At 70.8% G+C, this 16,913-nt stretch carries 15 protein-coding genes and 1 riboswitch; of the genes, 10 read left to right on the top strand and 5 right to left on the bottom strand.

Features of this window, described 5'->3' with window-relative positions; genetic code table 11:
- Positions 1–17: 17 nt before the first annotated feature.
- Entirely contained in the window at positions 18–971 is a 954-nt protein-coding gene (locus tag ACIRSS_RS15545; protein WP_400895096.1) for a zinc-binding alcohol dehydrogenase family protein, read from the top strand.
- Here the strand turns inward: ACIRSS_RS15545 and ACIRSS_RS15540 are convergent.
- The 5 genes from ACIRSS_RS15540 to ACIRSS_RS15520 form a co-directional block, all read right to left on the bottom strand.
- On the bottom strand, positions 948–2,177 hold the full coding sequence (locus ACIRSS_RS15540) for an aminodeoxychorismate synthase component I (protein ID WP_400895093.1): 1,230 nt from the start codon (positions 2,175–2,177) through the stop codon (positions 948–950). The two genes, ACIRSS_RS15545 and ACIRSS_RS15540, sit on opposite strands and share 24 nt — an antisense overlap.
- A gap of 19 nt (positions 2,178–2,196) precedes the next feature.
- Positions 2,197–2,811 carry a glycoside hydrolase family 25 protein gene (locus tag ACIRSS_RS15535; RefSeq protein WP_400895090.1) on the bottom strand — a complete coding sequence of 205 codons (615 nt, stop codon included), beginning with the start codon at positions 2,809–2,811 and terminating at the stop codon, positions 2,197–2,199.
- A gap of 77 nt (positions 2,812–2,888) precedes the next feature.
- Complete coding sequence (locus ACIRSS_RS15530; RefSeq protein ID WP_400895087.1) at positions 2,889–3,653, bottom strand: ABC transporter permease; 765 nt, start codon at positions 3,651–3,653, stop codon at positions 2,889–2,891.
- A complete protein-coding gene (locus tag ACIRSS_RS15525) occupies positions 3,643–4,620 on the bottom strand; it encodes an ATP-binding cassette domain-containing protein (protein ID WP_400895084.1) in 978 nt (325 codons plus the stop codon). The genes ACIRSS_RS15530 and ACIRSS_RS15525 overlap by 11 nt, the downstream gene beginning before the upstream one ends.
- Before the next feature lie 72 nt (positions 4,621–4,692).
- Positions 4,693–5,259, bottom strand: coding sequence for a PadR family transcriptional regulator (locus ACIRSS_RS15520; protein WP_400895081.1), 567 nt, complete (start codon positions 5,257–5,259; stop codon positions 4,693–4,695).
- A gap of 52 nt (positions 5,260–5,311) precedes the next feature.
- Here ACIRSS_RS15520 and metG point away from each other — a divergent pair, with 52 nt between their 5' ends.
- From metG to ACIRSS_RS15475, 9 genes are all read left to right on the top strand, one after another.
- Positions 5,312–7,108 (top strand): methionine--tRNA ligase, encoded by a 1,797-nt coding sequence (gene metG / locus ACIRSS_RS15515; protein ID WP_400895078.1) that lies wholly within the window; start codon positions 5,312–5,314, stop codon positions 7,106–7,108.
- 9 nt (positions 7,109–7,117) lie between these two features.
- Complete coding sequence (locus tag ACIRSS_RS15510; protein ID WP_400895076.1) at positions 7,118–7,954, top strand: TatD family hydrolase; 837 nt, start codon at positions 7,118–7,120, stop codon at positions 7,952–7,954.
- 210 nt (positions 7,955–8,164) lie between these two features.
- The gene (locus tag ACIRSS_RS15505) at positions 8,165–9,592 is read left to right on the top strand and encodes a transglycosylase family protein (protein ID WP_400895074.1); all 1,428 of its coding nucleotides are present in this window, start codon (positions 8,165–8,167) and stop codon (positions 9,590–9,592) included.
- Positions 9,593–9,660: 68 nt separating this feature from the next.
- Positions 9,661–9,999, top strand: coding sequence for a hypothetical protein (locus ACIRSS_RS15500; RefSeq protein ID WP_400895071.1), 339 nt, complete (start codon positions 9,661–9,663; stop codon positions 9,997–9,999).
- Between the two features lie 9 nt (positions 10,000–10,008).
- Positions 10,009–10,845, top strand: coding sequence for a 16S rRNA (adenine(1518)-N(6)/adenine(1519)-N(6))-dimethyltransferase RsmA (rsmA, locus tag ACIRSS_RS15495; RefSeq protein WP_400895068.1), 837 nt, complete (start codon positions 10,009–10,011; stop codon positions 10,843–10,845).
- Positions 10,846–10,983: 138 nt separating this feature from the next.
- A riboswitch (SAM riboswitch) is annotated at positions 10,984–11,074 on the top strand.
- A gap of 209 nt (positions 11,075–11,283) precedes the next feature.
- Positions 11,284–12,294, top strand: coding sequence for a methionine ABC transporter ATP-binding protein (locus ACIRSS_RS15490; protein ID WP_400895065.1), 1,011 nt, complete (start codon positions 11,284–11,286; stop codon positions 12,292–12,294).
- A gap of 70 nt (positions 12,295–12,364) precedes the next feature.
- Positions 12,365–13,327, top strand: coding sequence for a 4-(cytidine 5'-diphospho)-2-C-methyl-D-erythritol kinase (locus ACIRSS_RS15485; protein ID WP_400895062.1), 963 nt, complete (start codon positions 12,365–12,367; stop codon positions 13,325–13,327).
- Positions 13,328–13,373: 46 nt separating this feature from the next.
- Positions 13,374–15,137, top strand: coding sequence for an ABC-F family ATP-binding cassette domain-containing protein (locus ACIRSS_RS15480; protein WP_400895060.1), 1,764 nt, complete (start codon positions 13,374–13,376; stop codon positions 15,135–15,137).
- A gap of 55 nt (positions 15,138–15,192) precedes the next feature.
- Positions 15,193–16,881, top strand: a complete 1,689-nt coding sequence (locus ACIRSS_RS15475; protein WP_400895059.1) for a fatty acyl-AMP ligase — start codon at positions 15,193–15,195, stop codon at positions 16,879–16,881.
- Positions 16,882–16,913: the final 32 nt, after the last annotated feature.

The raw sequence follows: 16,913 nt of genomic DNA, 5'->3' as shown, positions 1-16,913 counted from the left end.
GCGAGAGGGAAACGAACATGCGCGCAGTGCAGGTGACCGAGTTCGGCGGACCCGAGGTGCTCACGCCGGTCGAGCTGCCCGATCCCGTGGCCGGCCCCGGGGAGGTGCTCATCGACGTCGAGCGCATCGGCGTCAACTACGCCGACACCCACCAGGCCGAGAACTCCTACCTCGCGCCGTCGAAGCTGCCGCTCGTTCCCGGTGGTGAGGTGGTCGGCAAGACCGGCGGAAAGCGGGTCGTCGCCCTGCTGAACGGTGGCGGCGGGTACGCCGAAAAGGCCGTCGCGCCCGAGGCGACCACCTTCCCCGTTCCCGACGGCATCGATGACCTCACCGCGCTGTCCATGCTGGTCCAGGGCACCACCGCCTGGGTCCTGCTCAAGAGGAACGCCCACCTCGAAAAGGGCGAATCGGTCGTCGTGCACGCCGCTGCCGGCGGCGTCGGCACCATCGCCGTCCAGCTCGCCAAGGCCTGGGGCGCCGGCCGGGTCATCGCCACCGCCAGCAGCGACGAGAAGCGCGCCCTCGCGCTCGAACTCGGCGCCGACGTCGCCGTCGACTCGCGCGCCGAGGACATGACCGAGGTGCTGCTCGACGCCAACGGCCGCCGCGTCGACGTCGTGCTCGACATGGTCGGCGGGAAGACCACCGACCAGAGCATCGCCGCGCTCGCGCCGTTCGGCCGCCTCGCCTTCTACGGCATGGCCGGCCGCGAGGCCCCGAAGCCGCTCGACCTGCGCAACGTCCTCGGCCACAGCACCACCGTCAGCGGCATGTGGCTGCCGCACGTCTTCCGCCTGCCGGGCAACGTCTTCGGGACCGCCCTCAACGAGCTGTTCGAGCTGGTCATCGAAAAGAAGCTCAGGGCCATCCCGGGCGGCGAGTTCCCGCTGTCGGACGCCCGCGGCGCGCACGAGGCCCTGCGCTCCCGCAAGACCGTCGGCAAGCTACTGCTCGACCCCGGCAAGTAGGCGTTCCAGGGGTGCCGCCTTGTGAAGGCACTCCTGCCACTCCGCCTCCGGGTCCGAATCGGCGGTGATGCCGCCGCCCACGCCCAGCTCGATCCGGCCGGCGGCGATTTCGAACGTCCGGATCGCGACGTTCAGCTCCAGCCCCGCCGCCGGGGACAGCAGGCCGATCGCGCCCGTGTAGACCCCGCGTCCGCACGGCTCCAAGGAAGCGATCAGGTCCAGCGCGCGGATCTTCGGCGCGCCCGTCACCGAACCTGGCGGGAACGTCGCCTCCAAAAGGGAAGCGTCCGAAACCGATGGGCGCAGCACTCCCGTCACCGTCGAGTCCAGGTGCCACACCCCCGGCGCCGGCCGGACCCGCAGCAACGACGGCACCGTCACCGACCCCACCTCGCACACCCGGCCGAGGTCGTTGCGCACCAAGTCCGTGATCATCACGTTCTCCGCCACGTCCTTGACCGACTGGCGCAACAGCAAAGCGTTCCCGTCGTCGGCGGGCCCGCGGCGGGGGAGCGTTCCCTTGATCGGTGTCGACTGCACCGCGCGGCCGTGCCGCGCCAGGAACAGCTCCGGCGAGAACGACACCACCGATCCCTCCGGACCCGAAACGAACGCCGCCCGGCGTGGATCCAAAGTGGACACCCCGGCTGCGAACAAAGCGGCGGGTGAGCCGGAAAACGAGCCCGTGAACCGGCTGCAGATGTTCGCCTGGAACAGCTCCCCGGCCTCGATCGCGTGCACGCACGCCTTGACCGCGTCCCGGTGCTCCGACGGCAGCGGACGCCGCAACGGCCCGGCCGTCCAGCGCGAAGAAGCCGGCGGAGCGGACAGCAGCGATTCCATTGTGGACGTCGACGGCCCGCCGCCGTCCACGGACTCGAGGTAGCAGGTGCCCGAAGCGGACCACCGCAGTACGTGGTCCGCCCAGCCCCACGCGGCCGGTGGAAGCAAGCCGGAGGCGTCGTACGCCAGGTACCCGAACCACCCGCCGCCGATCACGCCCGGCGGGGCGTCGACCTCCGGGCAATCGGGGAACCCGGCGGGCGAAACCGCGAGCGAAGGCGCGAGGACCGCCCGGGAGGAGAACCAGTCACCCGACAGCATCGCGGGCGGCGGCAGCCCGCGGGAAGCGTTGTGGTGAGCAAGTACCGAGAAAGCGTGCGCGGGCGTGACATCCGTTCGGAGTGCCCTGCTCGTCACGCGCATGGCGCCATACCACCACAGGTCAGAGCAGCAGGTCGCCCAATGTGAACGGGTACACGACGGCGTTCTGCTCCACCGGACCGTCGACGCCCCGCACGTCCGGGCCGTACGCGTGCTGGTGCACGCCGAGCCGCGAGTGGAACCAGCCCGGCCGGCCGGGGATGCCGTTGTGCCGGACCAGCCACAGCACGACCTCGCTGTCGGCCCAGCGGTCCGGGTGCAGCCGGTGCGCCCAGCAGTCGTGGTCGGCGTAGACGAGCACCCGCTCGATCCGCGCCGCGTGCCGGACGTGCTTGATCCACGACTTGATGAACCGGTCGTCCACGCTCGGCGCCGCCACCTCCAGGGCCGGCGCCAGCGACCCGGGCGCGAACGCGCCGAGCCGGCTGGCCGTCCGGACGAAGTGGTCGGCCTGGTCGTGCGCCGCGCCGGGTCGGGCGTAGTGCCGGCCGCCGACGTGCAGGCCCGCCTCCTGCGCGCCGGCCAGGTTGCGCTCGGCCGCGGAGTTGGTCCAGTTGACGTTCTCGCTGATCGTCACCGACACGAACCGGGTCTCCGCCCCGCGGACGGCGTGCCAGTCGGTCACCCGCTCCCGGTGGGACAGCGAGATCCCGCGTTCGCTCTCCGGTTCCGTCACATTCCGCCCCCGGCCCGTCGGTGGAGAGCACACCATACGTCGCCGGAGGCCGACCCGCAGTGACCCACACTGGTTGATCAGGCGTTTTCCTTCTGGAAGGTCCGCGTGCCCCACCACACGGACACCACGGCCATCACCAGCACCACGACGCTGCCGGTGAACAACGCGTCCATCGTGAAGTCGCCCTTGAAGGTGTTCCGCTCGACGTCCACGACGTGGCGGAAGGGGTTGATCTGGGAAACCGTGTACAGCCACTTCGGCGCGACGCCGGCCGTGATCGGCAGCAGGATCCCGGATAGCAGCAGCAGCGGGATGAGCACGGCGTTGAGCAGCGCGGGGAACGTCTCCTCGCTCTTCAACGTCAGCGCCAGCGCGTAGGAGCACGACGCCAGCGACACCGCCAGCAGGAACACGATCACCAGGCTCAGCAGCACCCCGCCGACCGGCGCGTCGAGGTCGAACGCCAGGTACGCCAGCGCGATGATCAGCAGCGCCTGGACGACGGCCTGCAGCGCGTTGGCCAGCACCTTGCCCAGCAGCAGCGCGCCGCGGCTGACCGGCGTCACCCGGAACCGCTCGACGACGCCGGAGCGGTAGTCGGCCAGCAGCCCGAACCCGACGAACGAGCTGCCGAACAGCGCCAGCTGGGCGATCAGCGCCGGGGTGAGCAGCATCCAGCCGTCCACTTCGGACAGGCCCTGGGCCTGCATCGCCTTGACCATCAGCGGCCCGAACAGGAACAGGTACAGCAGCGGCTGCATGATCCCGATCATGACCCAGGTCGGGTTGCGCAGCGCCGCCTTCATGTCGCGGCGGAAGATCAGCCAGGTGTCACGCAGCACGGGTGCCCTCCTCCGCTTCGCGCAGCGAGCGCCCGGTCAGGGTCAGGAAAACGTCGTCGAGCGTGGGCCGGTGCACCTGGACCGACAGCATCGGGATGGACTTCGCGTCGAGCGCGCGCAGGAGCTCCGGCAGGGCGACGTCGCCGCGCGGCACCCGGAACCGGACGGTCCCGCCGTCCGCGGACAGCTCGTGCGCGCCCGGGAGCCGTCCGGCGATTTCAGCGGCGTCGGCGCCCTGCTCCGGGTCGACGCCGACTTCGACGCGGTCGCCGTTGACCCGGGCCTTGAGCGCGTCCGGCGTGCCCTCGGCGACGATCCGGCCGTCGTCGATGACGATCAGCCGATCCGACAGCGCGTCGGCCTCGTCGAGGTAGTGGGTCGTGAGGAAGACCGTGACGCCCTGCTCGGCGCGCAGCCGGCGGATGTGGTCCCACAGGTTGGCGCGGCTCTGCGGGTCGAGCCCGGTCGACGGCTCGTCGAGGAAGACGAGCCCCGGCGAGTGGATCAGCCCGAGCGCGATGTCGAGCCGCCGCCGCTGGCCGCCCGACAACGTCCGGGTCAGCCGCTGGTCCAGCCCGGTCAGGTCGAGCTGCTCGGCGAGTTCGGCGCCGCGCGCGATCGCGTCGGCCTTGCTCATCCGGTAGAGCCGGCCCTGCAGTTCGAGCTCGTCGGCGACCTTGGTCTCCGGCGAGCTGCCGCCGCCTTGCGCGACGTAGCCGATCCGCTCGCGCACCCCCAGCGGGTCCTTCAGCAGGTCGCGGCCGCCGACGGTCGCGGTGCCCGCGCTCGGCTTCAGCAGCGTGGTCAGCATGCGCAGCGTGGTCGTCTTCCCGGCGCCGTTCGGCCCGAGGAACCCGACGAGCTCACCCGCTTCGACGTCGAGGTCGACGCCCTTCACCGCGTGTACTTCGCCCCCAGAGCGGCCCTTGCGGCGGAACCGCCGCTCGAGACCGCGTGCCGTGATCATGGGATCTCCTAATCAAATTTGACTAATCGAGTGCCCACTGTGCCCCGGGGAGAGCGTGCTAGTCAAACTTGATTACTCGCCGGCCATCACGTACTCGCCCGCTTCGAGCCGGGCGACCAGGCCTTCGAGCCAGGTCAGGCTCGCGTCGGTGATCCCGCCCCACAGCCGGTACAGCTCGCTGACGTGCTCGGGCGTCCCCAGCTCCATGCTCGCCTTGATCTCTTCGAGCATCAGCTGCGCTTGCCGCCGCTCGGCCTCCAGGTGCACCAGCCGGTGCCGGAGCAGGTTGATCACCCGGGCCCGCGGCAACGTCGTCATCAGCGAGATCCCGGCCGACAGGTCCGGGTGGTTCAGCGAAGGATCGGACAGCGCCTTCGACAGCAGCACCTGGTACTCCTGCTCGCCGACGTCGGTGAGCCGGTAGGCCGTGCGGTCGGGGCCGCCGTCGCCGGGCTCGACGTCGACCTGCTCCAGCAGTTCCTCGGCGGTCATCTTCTTCAGCGCGTGGTAGATCGACCCCGGCTGGACGTTGGCCCACTTGTCCGCCGACCAGCTGAGCAGCTCGCGCCGCACCTGGTAGCCGTGCGCGCGGCCGTACATGCGCACCACCCCGAGCACGAGCAACCGTGTCGCCGACAACCGGGCCTCCCTCTCGACAAAGCGCGTGACGCCCTCCGTAGGCTAATAAGGTATGAGCACCCCTGTGTTGACCGCGGTGGCCTGGCCCTACGCCAACGGCCCCCGCCACATCGGCCACGTGTCCGGATTCGGCGTCCCGTCCGACGTCTTCTCCCGCTACCAGCGAATGGCCGGCAACCGGGTGCTCATGGTGTCCGGCACCGACGAACACGGCACCCCGATCACCGTCCAGGCGGACAAGGAGAACTCGACCCCGCAGGCGACGGCGGACAAGTACACCCGCCAGATCGGCAACGACCTCCAGGGCCTCGGCCTGTCCTACGACCTGTTCACCCGGACCACGACCGGCAACCACGCCGAGGTGACGCAGCAGATCTTCCTGGCGCTGCACCGCAACGGCTACGTCGTGCCGAAGACCACGCGCGGCGCGATCAGCCCGTCCACCGGCCGCACGCTGCCCGACCGCTACGTCGAGGGCACCTGCCCGATCTGCGGGTACGACGGCGCGCGCGGCGACCAGTGCGACAACTGCGGCAACCAGCTCGACGCCGCGGAGCTGATCAACCCCAAGTCGCGGATCAACGGCGAGACGCCGAAGTTCGTCGAGACCGAGCACTACTTCCTCGACCTGCCGGCGTTCACCAAGACCCTCGGCGACTGGCTGGGCACCAAGACCGACTGGCGCCCGAACGTCCTCAACTTCACCAAGAACCTGATCGACGACATGCGGCCGCGGCCGATCACCCGCGACCTCGACTGGGGCGTCAAGATCCCCCTCGACGGCTGGCGCGACCAGCCGCTGAAGCGGTTCTACGTCTGGTTCGACGCGGTGATCGGGTACTTCTCGGCCAGCGTCGAGTGGGCGCGGCGGTCCGGCAACCCGGACGCGTGGCAGGAGTGGTGGAACAACGCCGACGCGCGTTCGTACTACTTCATGGGCAAGGACAACATCACCTTCCACGCCCAGATCTGGCCGGCGCTGCTGTTCGGCCACAACGGCGAGGGCGACAAGGGCGGCGAGCCCGGCAAGTACGGCAAGCTGCACCTGCCCGACGAGATCGTCTCCAGCGAGTTCCTCACCATGAGCGGCTCGAAGTTCTCGACCTCGCGCGGGCGCGTGATCTACGTCGAGGACTTCCTGCGCGACTTCGGCCCGGACACGCTGCGGTACTTCATCTCGGTCGCCGGCCCGGAGACCCAGGACACGGACTTCACCTGGGACGAGTTCGTCCGCCGGACCAACTTCGAGCTGGCCAACGAGTGGGGCAACCTGGTCAACCGGTCCATCTCGATGGCGCACAAGAACGTCGGCGCCATCCCGCGCCCGGAGGCCCCGACGGCGGCCGACGAAGAGCTGAAGGCGTTGTCGCGCAAGGCGTTCGACACCGCGGGCGCGCACCTGGCCCGGTCCCGGTTCAAGCTGGCGGCGAGCGAGGCGATGAAGGTCGTCACCGCGGCGAACAAGTACATCTCCGACCAGGAGCCGTGGAAGCTCAAGGACGACCCGACGCGGCGCGACACCGTGCTGCACACCGCGCTGCAGGTGGTGAGCGACGCCAACACGCTGCTGACGCCGTTCCTGCCGCACTCGGCGCAGAAGGTGCACGAGGCCCTCGGCGGCACCGGCGTCTGGGCCGCCCAGCCGGAGCTCAAGGAGGTCGACGACCTCGACATCGCCGGCCGGGTCAACCCGATCCTGACCGGCGACTACGCGGGCGAGCAGGCGAAGTGGGAGTCGAAGCCGATCGAGGTCGGCAAGCCCCTGCGGAAGCCGTCGCCGCTGTTCACCAAGCTCGACCCGGCGCTCGGCGAGACCGGTCCGGAGTGGGCGCCGATCATCAAGGAGTAAGAAGTACGCATGGGTGAAGAGAAGCGCGAGCTGCCGCCGGTCCCGGACCGGCTCCCGGTGTCGGTGGTGGACGCGCACACCCATCTCGACGCGTGCGGCGCGGTCACCGCGGCCGATGTCAAGGCCGTGGTCGACCGCGCCGAGCGCGCCGGCGTCGCCCGCGTCGTCACGGTGGCGGACGACCTCGCCTCGGCCCGCTGGGCCGCCGAGGCGGCCACCTGGGACCGCCGGGTCTGGGCCGCCGTCGCGATCCACCCGACGCGGACCAAGGAGTTCGGCGACGCCGAGAAGTCCGAAGTGGAGCGCCTGGCCGCCCAGGACCGCGTGGTCGCCGTCGGCGAGACCGGCCTCGACTACTACTGGGACTACTCGCCGCACGACGCCCAGCAGGAGGCGTTCCGCTGGCACATCGACCTCGCCAAGCGGCTGGACAAGCCGCTGATGATCCACGACCGCGAGGCCCACGACGACGTGTTGCGCATCCTGGCCGAAGAGAATGCGCCGAACGCCGTAATCTTCCATTGTTTTTCCGGGGACGCGGAAATGGCCCGCAAGTGCCTCGACGCCGGGTACGTCCTTTCCTTCGCGGGCACGGTGACGTTCAAGAACGCGAAGGGGCTCCACGAGGCGGCCCGGCTCTGCCCCCCGGACCAGTACCTCGTCGAAACCGACGCGCCGTTTCTGACCCCCCACCCGTTCCGTGGACGGCCGAACGAGCCGTTCGGCGCCGCTTACACCGTCCGTCACCTCGCGGCGCTCAGGGGCGAAGCTGTCCACGAAGTCGCCGAATCGGTCCGGACCACCGCCGAGCGGGTCTACCGACTCCCCAGTGTCACAACGGGTTGAACGCATTGCGACATCAGGGTTCCTTGATCGTCCACCTGATGGAGTGACGGGGATCACGACACTCCGGGGGGTGTTTGCGCAACCCGCCTCGACCCGTTACTGTCCCGTGATCGTGCCGGTCGGTACCTGTGCTCAGCAGCGTCCGATCGTCACGCCCAGTCGTAGAGACGGCGCCCCCGACCGTCGTCTCGTGAAAGGGAACGATCCCCGGTGACAGGTAGCAGACAGGCTGGAGCGCGCTCCGCCGTCCTCGAACGCAGTTATTTCGAGGACACCGCGTATGGCCAGCTCGACTTCTCCGACGACCCGAACATCACGCAGCAGGACATCCTCGCCGCGCTCGGCCCCGACGCCGACGCGATGATGGCCGAGATCGACGTCGACGTCGACGAGTTGATCCGCCTCATCAACGCCGAGACGACGTACCTGCCCCCGATCGTCATCCCGGACGAGATCGAGGCGGACCGGACCGCGTCCCCGCAGGCCAAGCGGGCCATGCTGGACGAGGGCCTGCGCGAGACCACCAAGGTCTGGAAGCGCCGCTTCCTCAAGGGCGCCGTCCTCAGCGTCATGATCAGCATCGCCGGCGGCGGCGCGGCCGCGCTGGCGATGAACAAGAGCGTCACCGTCGACGTCGACGGCCAGCAGACCACCGTGCACTCGTTCGGCGACACCGTCGGCGAGGTGCTGGAGGACGCGGGCCTGTCCGTGGGCGCGCACGACTCGCTCTCCCCGTCCCCGCAGGCGGAGGTCGGCGACGGCGGCGTCATCAAGCTCGAGCGCGGCCGCCAGCTGAAGATGATCGTCGACGGCTCGGAGCACACCTCCTGGGTCCGCGCGACGCACCTCGGCGACGCGCTGGGCCAGCTCGGCATGACCGGTCTGGACAAGCCCGGCACGTGGATGTCGATGTCGAAGGACGGCGAGCTGCCCCTCCAGGGCGCCACCGTCGAGATCAAGACCCTGAAGAACATCACCCTGTACGACGGCGCCAACGCGCCGAAGCAGGTGAAGACGACCGCGGTCACGACGAAGGAGTTCCTGGGCGAGTACAAGCTCACCCTGGGCCCGGAGGACCAGGCCGAGGGTGGTCTGGACGTCAAGCTGACCGACGGCGCCGAGGTGCACATCAGCCGCACCGGCGTCTCGACGGTCGTCCAGAAGGAGTCCATCGACCCGCCCGAGCAGAAGGTCGACGACCCGGACCTCGCCAAGGGCAAGACCTCGGTCGAGGACCCGGGCACGCCGGGCGAGAAGATGGTGACCTACAAGGTCACGCAGAAGAACGGCAAAGAGGTCTCCCGCGAGAGCGTCTCCGAGCAGGTCATCACCCAGCCGAAGCCGAAGATCATCCACGTCGGCACCAAGCAGGCCCCGACGCCGGACATCGGCGACGGCTCCGTGTGGGACCGCATCGCGCAGTGCGAGTCGGGTGGCAACTGGGCCATCAACACGGGCAACGGCTACTACGGCGGCCTCCAGTTCGACAAGCGCACGTGGGACGCCTACGGCGGCGACGCGTACGCGAGCCTGCCGAGCCAGGCGTCGCGTGAGCAGCAGATCGCGATCGCCGAGAAGGTCCGCGACGCCCGCGGCGGCAGCTACAGCGCCTGGCCGGTCTGCGGCAAGAAGGCCTGACCTTTTCGCAAAACGGCCCTCGTCCCTCGTGGACGGGGGCCGTTTCGCGTTTCGGGCACACTGGGGCCGTGGAGGACTACCAGCGCCGCAAGCTCGAGTACTTCCGCGAGGCGCTGACCCGGCTGACGCGTCCCGCCGAGGAGCAGCGGGCGTGGCTGCGCGAGAACGGCCTCGGCCTCGCCGACGAGTTGGCGACCGAGTTCGACGACTTCTACGAGGACCTCGCTTCGTGGCACGGTGACGCCGCGCCGGTCCTCGCCGAGCTGGACCGCCTGCTCGCCCGCATGAGCGGCGAAGCCAACGCGCACCTCTGGGAAGTCGAAGCCCTCGTGGCCGAACCCGACTGGCAGCGCGTGCGCGAGCTGGCCACCGCCGCCCTCGCGGTGCTGCCCGACCACGATCGGTAAGCTCACCCGGTGGTTGAACTGCTGGGACCGGCCGAAATCCGCGGGCTGGCGGCCGAACTCGACGTGCGGCCGACCAAGAAGCTCGGGCAGAACTTCGTGCACGATCCCAACACCGTCCGGCGGATCGTCGAGCTCGCGGGCGTCGGCCAGGGCGACGTCGTCCTCGAGGTCGGGCCCGGGCTCGGTTCGCTGACCCTCGGGCTGCTCGCCACCGGCGCGCGGGTCGTCGCCGTCGAGATCGATCCCAAGCTCGCCGAGCGGCTGCCCAAGACCGTCGCCGAACGCGGCCCCGAAGCCGCGGACCGGCTGACCGTCGTCGGCGCCGATGCGCTGCGCGTCACGCGCGAGCAGCTGGGCGAGCCGACCGCGCTCGTCGCCAACCTGCCCTACAACGTCGCCGTTCCGGTCGTGCTGCACCTGCTCGCCGAGGTGCCCTCGCTCACCAAGGGCCTGGTCATGGTGCAGACCGAGGTCGCCGACCGGATGGCCGCCGGCCCCGGCAGCCGGATCTACGGCGTCCCCAGCGTCAAGCTCGCCTGGTACGGCCCCGCGCGCAAGGTCGCCGCCGTGCCGCGCTCGGTGTTCTGGCCGGTGCCGAACGTCGACTCGGCGCTCGTCGCCTTCGAGCGCGGTGACGCTCCGGCGTCGGACGACCGCGATCGGCTCTTCGGCCTCGTCGACGCCGCCTTCTCACAACGCAGGAAGACCCTCCGCGCCGCGCTCGCCGGCTGGGCGGGCTCCGCCGAGCGGGCCGGCGAGCTGCTCGCGGCCGCCGGGATCGACCCGAAGACCCGCGGGGAGCAGCTGGACGTGCAGGACTTCGCCCGGCTCGCCGCCGCGCGTTAGCAGGTCCACAGTGGAAGTCAACGTGGCGCGGTGAAAATACGCCTCTTGCCGTGCCATCTCGCGATTCGGACACCTCCAGTCGTGTGATCTGGGCCAACAGGCTTGCTTTCGCTCCTCGGGATCGGCTTTACTCGGAAGCGTCCATCCCGAGCGACTGAGAGACCTGGCTCGCCGAAGTCGCAGCAACCACCCTCCACAGGGCAGGTGCTACCGCCAGGACCGATGGAGGCCGTTTCCGATGAAGAGGGTAGCTCGCCCCCTGCTCCTGACCAGGCGTCGCGTTGTCGACGAAGGCCGCCGCTCCGTGACCGCATGTCGACGCTCCCACTGAGCTTGTCGTAGCCGGTCCACCTCTTCTTCACGCACCGTCCACACAGGACGGACTTTGCTTGCGGCCGGGTGCCGCGCACTGCGCGCACCCCGTTTTCTGGAGCCTTCGTGATCACCGTCGAAAACCTGTCCAAAACCTTTGCCACCAACGGAAACTCGGTCGTCGCCCTGCGGGACGTGAGCGTCGACGTCCAGGCCGGCTCGCTGTTCGGCGTGGTCGGCCCGGCCGGGTCCGGCAAGTCCGTCCTGGCCCGTTGCATCGCGCTGCAGGAGCGCCCCGACCGCGGCGTCGTCCGGCTCGACGGCCTCAACACCGGCACCCTCGACGGCCGCCGCCTGCGCGAGATCCGCCGTCAGCTGGGTGTTGTCTCGACCAAGCCGGAGCTGATCGCCGAGCGCACCATCGCCGGCAACATCGCTTCCCCGCTCGAGCAGCTCGGCGTCGACGGCCCGCAGCGCCGCAGCCGGGTCGGCTCGCTGCTCGACCTGGTCGGCCTGACGCAGCGCGCGACGCAGCGTCCGGGCGAGCTGTCGGAGGGTCAGCTCCGCCGCGTCGCGGTCGCCAAGGCCCTCGCGGCCGCGCCGGCCGTGCTCCTGGCCGACGACCCGACCGCCGGCATCGACCCGGAGGAGGCCGGCTCGGTGCTCACCGTGCTCGACCGCGCCCGCTCCGAGCTGGGCACCACCGTCGTCATCACGACGCCGGACGCCGGCGTGGTCCGCCGGGTCTGCGACGACGTCGCGGTGCTCGAAGACGGCACGGTCATCGAGCGCGGCACGGTGCTCGACCTGATCTCGAACCCGGCCAGCCGCACCGCGCAGGCGCTGCTGCCCGCCATCGAGACCACCCGCGCGCAGTCGGCGCGCTACGACCGCTCGGTCGACGTCGTGCTGGTCGGCTTCGCGTCGGTCGGCGCGCTGCTGCCCGAGGCGGCGGGCCGCTTCGACGTCGAGTTCGCCACCATCGGCGGCGGCCTGACCCGGATCGGCGACACCCCAGTCGGCCGCTTCCGCCTGGGCGTCCGCGGCGAGCGCGCCGACGCGGCCCTCGCGTGGGTCGCCGAGCGCGGCGGCCACGTGACGCACACCGCTCGCGGCCCGCAGGGCGTGGCTGCCTGATCCAAACGTCGAAGACGCCCCGATGCGCACGTCGCATCGGGGCGTTTTCGCGGGCACGTAGGCTGGTCGGGTGCTCGCCGTAGTTCCGCCCCCAGTCACCGTCCGGGTCCCGGCCAAGGTCAACCTGCACCTGGCGGTCGACGACCTGCGCGAAGACGGTTACCACGAGCTGGTGACCGTGTTCCAGGCCCTGTCGCTGACCGACGAAGTGACCGTCGCCGTCACCGAAGAGCCGGGGCTGGAGATCTACGGCGAGGGCGAGGGCACGGTCCCGACCGGCCCCGAAAACCTGGCGTGGCGCGCGGTCGAAGCGCTGTCCGCGCACGTCGGCCGCAGCGGCGACCCGAAGGTCCGGGTGGTGCTGCGCAAGGGCATCCCGGTCGCGGGCGGCATGGCGGGCGGCAGCGCGGACGCGGCGGCGACGCTCGTCGGGCTGGCGAGCCTGTGGAACCTCGACGTCACGCGCGACGAGCTCGCGGAGATCGCCGCGGGCCTGGGCAGCGACGTCCCGTTCGCGCTCTACGGCGGCACCGCGCTGGGCACCGGGCGCGGCGAGCGGCTCGTCCCGGTGCTGTCGCGGCACACCTTCCACTGGGTGCTCGCCTTCGACGAGCGCGGCCTCTCGACGCCGAAGGTGTTCGGCGAGCTCGACCGGCTGCGCGCGGACGGCAACCCGCCGCGGATCGGCTCGCACACCCCGGTCGTCGAGGCGCTGGCCTCGGGCGACCCGCGCCAGCTGGCGCTGCTGCTGGGCAACGACTTGCAGGCCGCGGCGGTCTCGCTGCGGCCGGGCCTGCGCCGCACGCTGCGCGCCGGCGTCAACGCGGGTGCGCTCGCCGGCACGGTCTCCGGTTCCGGCCCGACGTGCGCGTTCCTCTGCGAAGACGCGCAGTCGGCGGTCGAGGTCGCCGCCGAGCTGTCGGGAGCGGGGGTGTGCCGCACGGTCCGGGTGGCGCACGGCCCGGTGCCCGGCGCCCGCGTCGTCGGCGGCGACGACGCGAACCGGCCGACGCCGCCGCGGGTGCACGCCTGATCGTCCACTGTGGATTTCTACTTCTCGGAAAGGAACGGCTGAGCGGATGGCCAACCTGGTCAACCTGGAGGCGGTGAGCAAGTCCTACGGGGTTCGCCCGCTCCTGGACGGCGTGTCGCTGGGTGTCGCGGCCGGGCAGCGCATCGGCGTCGTCGGCCTCAACGGTGGCGGCAAGACCACCCTGCTGGAAGTCCTTTCCGGACTCGCCGAGCCGGATTCCGGGCGGGTGAGCCATGTCGGCGGCCTGCGGATGGCCGTCGTCACCCAGCGCACCGAGCTGCCGGCGGACAGCACGGTCGGCGACGTCGTCCTGGAACGCTACGGCGCCGAGCACGAGTGGGCGGCCGACGCCCGCGTCCGGTCCATTGTGGACGGACTCGGGATCACCGCGATCGGGCTGGGTACGCCGACCGCGAACCTCTCCGGCGGCGAGCGGCGCCGGGTGTCCCTGGCCGCCGCGCTGACCGGCGAGCTCGACCTGGTCGTGCTGGACGAGCCGACCAACCACCTGGACGTCGAAGGTGTCCGCTGGCTCGCCGACCACCTGCTCGCGCGCCGGATCGCCGTCGTGGTCGTCACGCACGACCGGTGGTTCCTCGACACGGTCGCGACGCTGACGTGGGAGGTCGCGAACGGCCGCGTCGAGCAGTACGAAGGCGGTTACGCGGACTGGATCTTCGCGCGCGCCGAGCGGGCGCGACTGGCCGCGACGGCCGAGGAGAAGCGGCAGAACCTGGCCCGCAAGGAGCTGGCGTGGCTGCGCCGCGGCCCGCAGGCGCGCTCGTCTAAGCCGCGCTACCGCATCGAGGCGGCCGAAGCGCTGATCGCCGACGTGCCGCCGCCGCGTGACTCCGTCGAGCTGCAGGCGTTCGCGAAGCGCCGGCTCGGCAAGACCGTGCTGGAGCTGGAGGACACGACGTACCAGGTGGGCGAGCGGACGCTGCTCGACCACGTCACCTGGCGGATCGGCCCGGGCGACCGGATCGGCCTGGTCGGGGTGAACGGCTCGGGCAAGACGTCGCTGCTGAAGCTGCTCGGCGGCGACGTCGAGGGCTCGACCGGCCGCCGGATCGAAGGCAAGACGGTGGCGCTCGCGCACCTGCGCCAGGAGCTCGACGACCTGCCGGGCGACCTGCGCGTGCTGCAGGCGATCGAGCAGGTGGCCGGGCGCGTGGTGTTCGGCAAGCAGGAGATGACGGCGTCGCAGCTGGGCGAGAAGCTCGGCTTCCCGCAGGCCCGCCAGTGGACCCCGGTCGGCGACCTGTCCGGCGGCGAGCGCCGCCGGCTGCAGCTGTGCCGGCTGCTGATGGCCGAGCCGAACGTCCTGCTGCTCGACGAGCCGACGAACGACCTGGACATCGACACGCTCCAGCAGCTGGAGGACCTCCTCGACGGCTGGCCGGGCACGATGGTCGTGGTCTCGCACGACCGCTACCTGGTGGAAAGGGTGTGCGACACGATCGTCGCCCTGTTCGGCGACGGCCGGATCACCCACTTGCCGGGCGGGATCGAGGAGTACCTGAACCGCCGCGCGGCCGCCCAGCCGGCCGCGGGCCCGGCGCCGTCCGCGGAGAAGGCCGAGGCGAAGAAGTCGGCGGCGGATCTGCGCGCGGCGCAGAAGGAGCTGAGCCGGCTGGAGCGCAAGCTGGACCAGCTGCACGCGAAGGAGGAGAAGCTCCACGCGTCGCTGCTGGAGGCGGCGACGGATCCGGCGAAGCTGATGGAGCTGAACGCGGAGCTGAAGGGCGTCCAGGGCGAGATCGAGGACGTCGAAGGCCGCTGGCTGGAGACGTCCGAGCTGCTGGAGTGACACATGTCGACCTGCTGACACGCGATGGTCAACGCCTGCCAGTAATGTCTGCCCCATGAGCAGGTTCGTGGACACGCTCGTCGCCACCGCGGCGGGGCGGGGTCAGCAGCGTGGCATGGTCACCGGGGAACCCAAGGAACCCGTCCGGCGGACGTGGGCCGAGGTGCACGAAGAAGCCCGGCGGATCGCCGGGGGGCTCGTCGCCGGTGGGTTCGAGCGGGGCACCGCGGTCGGCGTGCTCGCCGCCGCGCCCGTGTTGATCGCTCCCACCGTGCAGGCCGTCTGGCTGGCCGGGGGCAGCGTCACCATGCTGCACCAGCCCACCCCGCGCACCGATCTCGCCGAATGGGCCGAGGACACCGTGCGCGTCCTCGGGATGATCGGGTCGGACCTCGTGCTGCTCGGCGAGCCGTTCGACCAGCTCGCTCCCGTGCTCGAAGAAAAGGGCATCGGGTTCAAGCTCATCACGGACCTCACGAAGGCCGAGCCGCTGGCGGACGTCGTCGTCACCGATGAGAGCGAGACCGCGCTCCTGCAGCTGACCAGCGGGTCGACCGCCGACCCCAAGGCCGTGCGGATCACCTACGGGAACCTGTACTCCAACGTCAAAGCCATGGTCGACCGCGCGGAGTTCGACTTCGACGTCGACGTCATGGTCTCCTGGCTGCCGACCTTCCACGACATGGGCATGGTCGGCTTCCTGACCGTCCCGATGACCTTCGGCGTCGAGCTCGTCAAGATCACGCCCGTCGAGTTCCTCTCCGGGCCGTTGATCTGGCCGGAGCTGATCACCAAGTACGGCGGCACGACGACGGCCGCGCCGAACTTCGCCTACGCCATCGTCGGGCGCCGGATGGCCCGCGTCGACGACGACAGCGCCTACGACCTCTCGAAGCTGCGCATCGCCCTGAACGGCGCCGAGCCCATCGACGAGACCGCCGTCCAGACCTTTGTGGACGCCGGCGCGCGGTTCAAGATGCCCGCGGAATGCGTTTTCCCGGCCTACGGCATGGCGGAGGCGACGCTCGCCGTGTCGTTCGCGCCGCTGTTCACCGGGCTCACGCTCGACGTCGTCGAAGCCGACGCGCTGGAGGCCGACAACCGCGCGGTGCCCGTGCCCGAAGGGGACGCCCGGCGCGGCACCGACAGCGTCCGCTCGTTCGCGCTCCTCGGCCGTCCGCTGGACGGCCTGGAAGCGGAGATCGTCAACGAGGCGGGCGAGCGGGTCGGTGACCGCCAGGTCGGCGAGATCCGGCTGCGCGGCGAGGCCGTGACGCCCGGGTACCTGACCATGGAGGGCCCGGTCGCCACGCAGGACGACGAGGGCTGGCTGAACACCGGCGACCTCGGCTACCTGGTCGACGGCCAGATCGTCATCTGCGGCCGCCGCAAGGACGTCATCATCATGGGCGGCCGCAACCTGTACCCGACGGACATCGAGCGCGCGGCGACGTCGGTCGAGGGCGTCCGGGCGGGCAACGCCGTGGCCGTGCGGCTGGACGCCGGCAGCCGCCGCGAGCGGTTCGCGGTGGTCGTCGAGTCGAAGCTGGCGGGGGACGCCGAGGCCGAGAAGAACCTGATGAAGCAGGTCTCGGCGCGGGTGCGCGACGCCGTCGACATGCGGCCGTACGCGGTGGTCGTGCTGCCGGCGGGGAGCCTGCCCAAGACGCCGTCGGGCAAGGTCAAGCGCGCGGCGACGGCCCAGCAGTTCGCCGACAAGATCAAGAAGAACGCCGACGCCTGACGCACTCCCGGCGGCGGGCCGTGACGACCCGC

Source organism: Amycolatopsis sp. NPDC101161, assembly GCF_044768185.1.
Classification (GTDB): domain Bacteria; phylum Actinomycetota; class Actinomycetes; order Mycobacteriales; family Pseudonocardiaceae; genus Amycolatopsis.
Note: the sequence above shows the minus strand (reverse complement) of the source record. Positions and strands in the feature narration are given on the sequence as shown.

Bases quoted from the DNA above. Each gene is read 5' to 3' on its own strand.
- ACIRSS_RS15545 (WP_400895096.1), top strand. From the start codon at position 18: ATGCGCGCAGTGCAGGTGACCGAGTTCGGCGGACCCGAGGTGCTCACG.
- ACIRSS_RS15540 (WP_400895093.1), bottom strand. From the start codon at position 2,177: ATGCGCGTGACGAGCAGGGCACTCCGAACGGATGTCACGCCCGCGCAC.
- ACIRSS_RS15525 (WP_400895084.1), bottom strand. From the start codon at position 4,620: ATGATCACGGCACGCGGTCTCGAGCGGCGGTTCCGCCGCAAGGGCCGC.
- metG (WP_400895078.1), top strand. From the start codon at position 5,312: ATGAGCACCCCTGTGTTGACCGCGGTGGCCTGGCCCTACGCCAACGGC.
- ACIRSS_RS15510 (WP_400895076.1), top strand. From the start codon at position 7,118: ATGGGTGAAGAGAAGCGCGAGCTGCCGCCGGTCCCGGACCGGCTCCCG.
- ACIRSS_RS15480 (WP_400895060.1), top strand. From the start codon at position 13,374: ATGGCCAACCTGGTCAACCTGGAGGCGGTGAGCAAGTCCTACGGGGTT.
- ACIRSS_RS15475 (WP_400895059.1), top strand. From the start codon at position 15,193: ATGAGCAGGTTCGTGGACACGCTCGTCGCCACCGCGGCGGGGCGGGGT.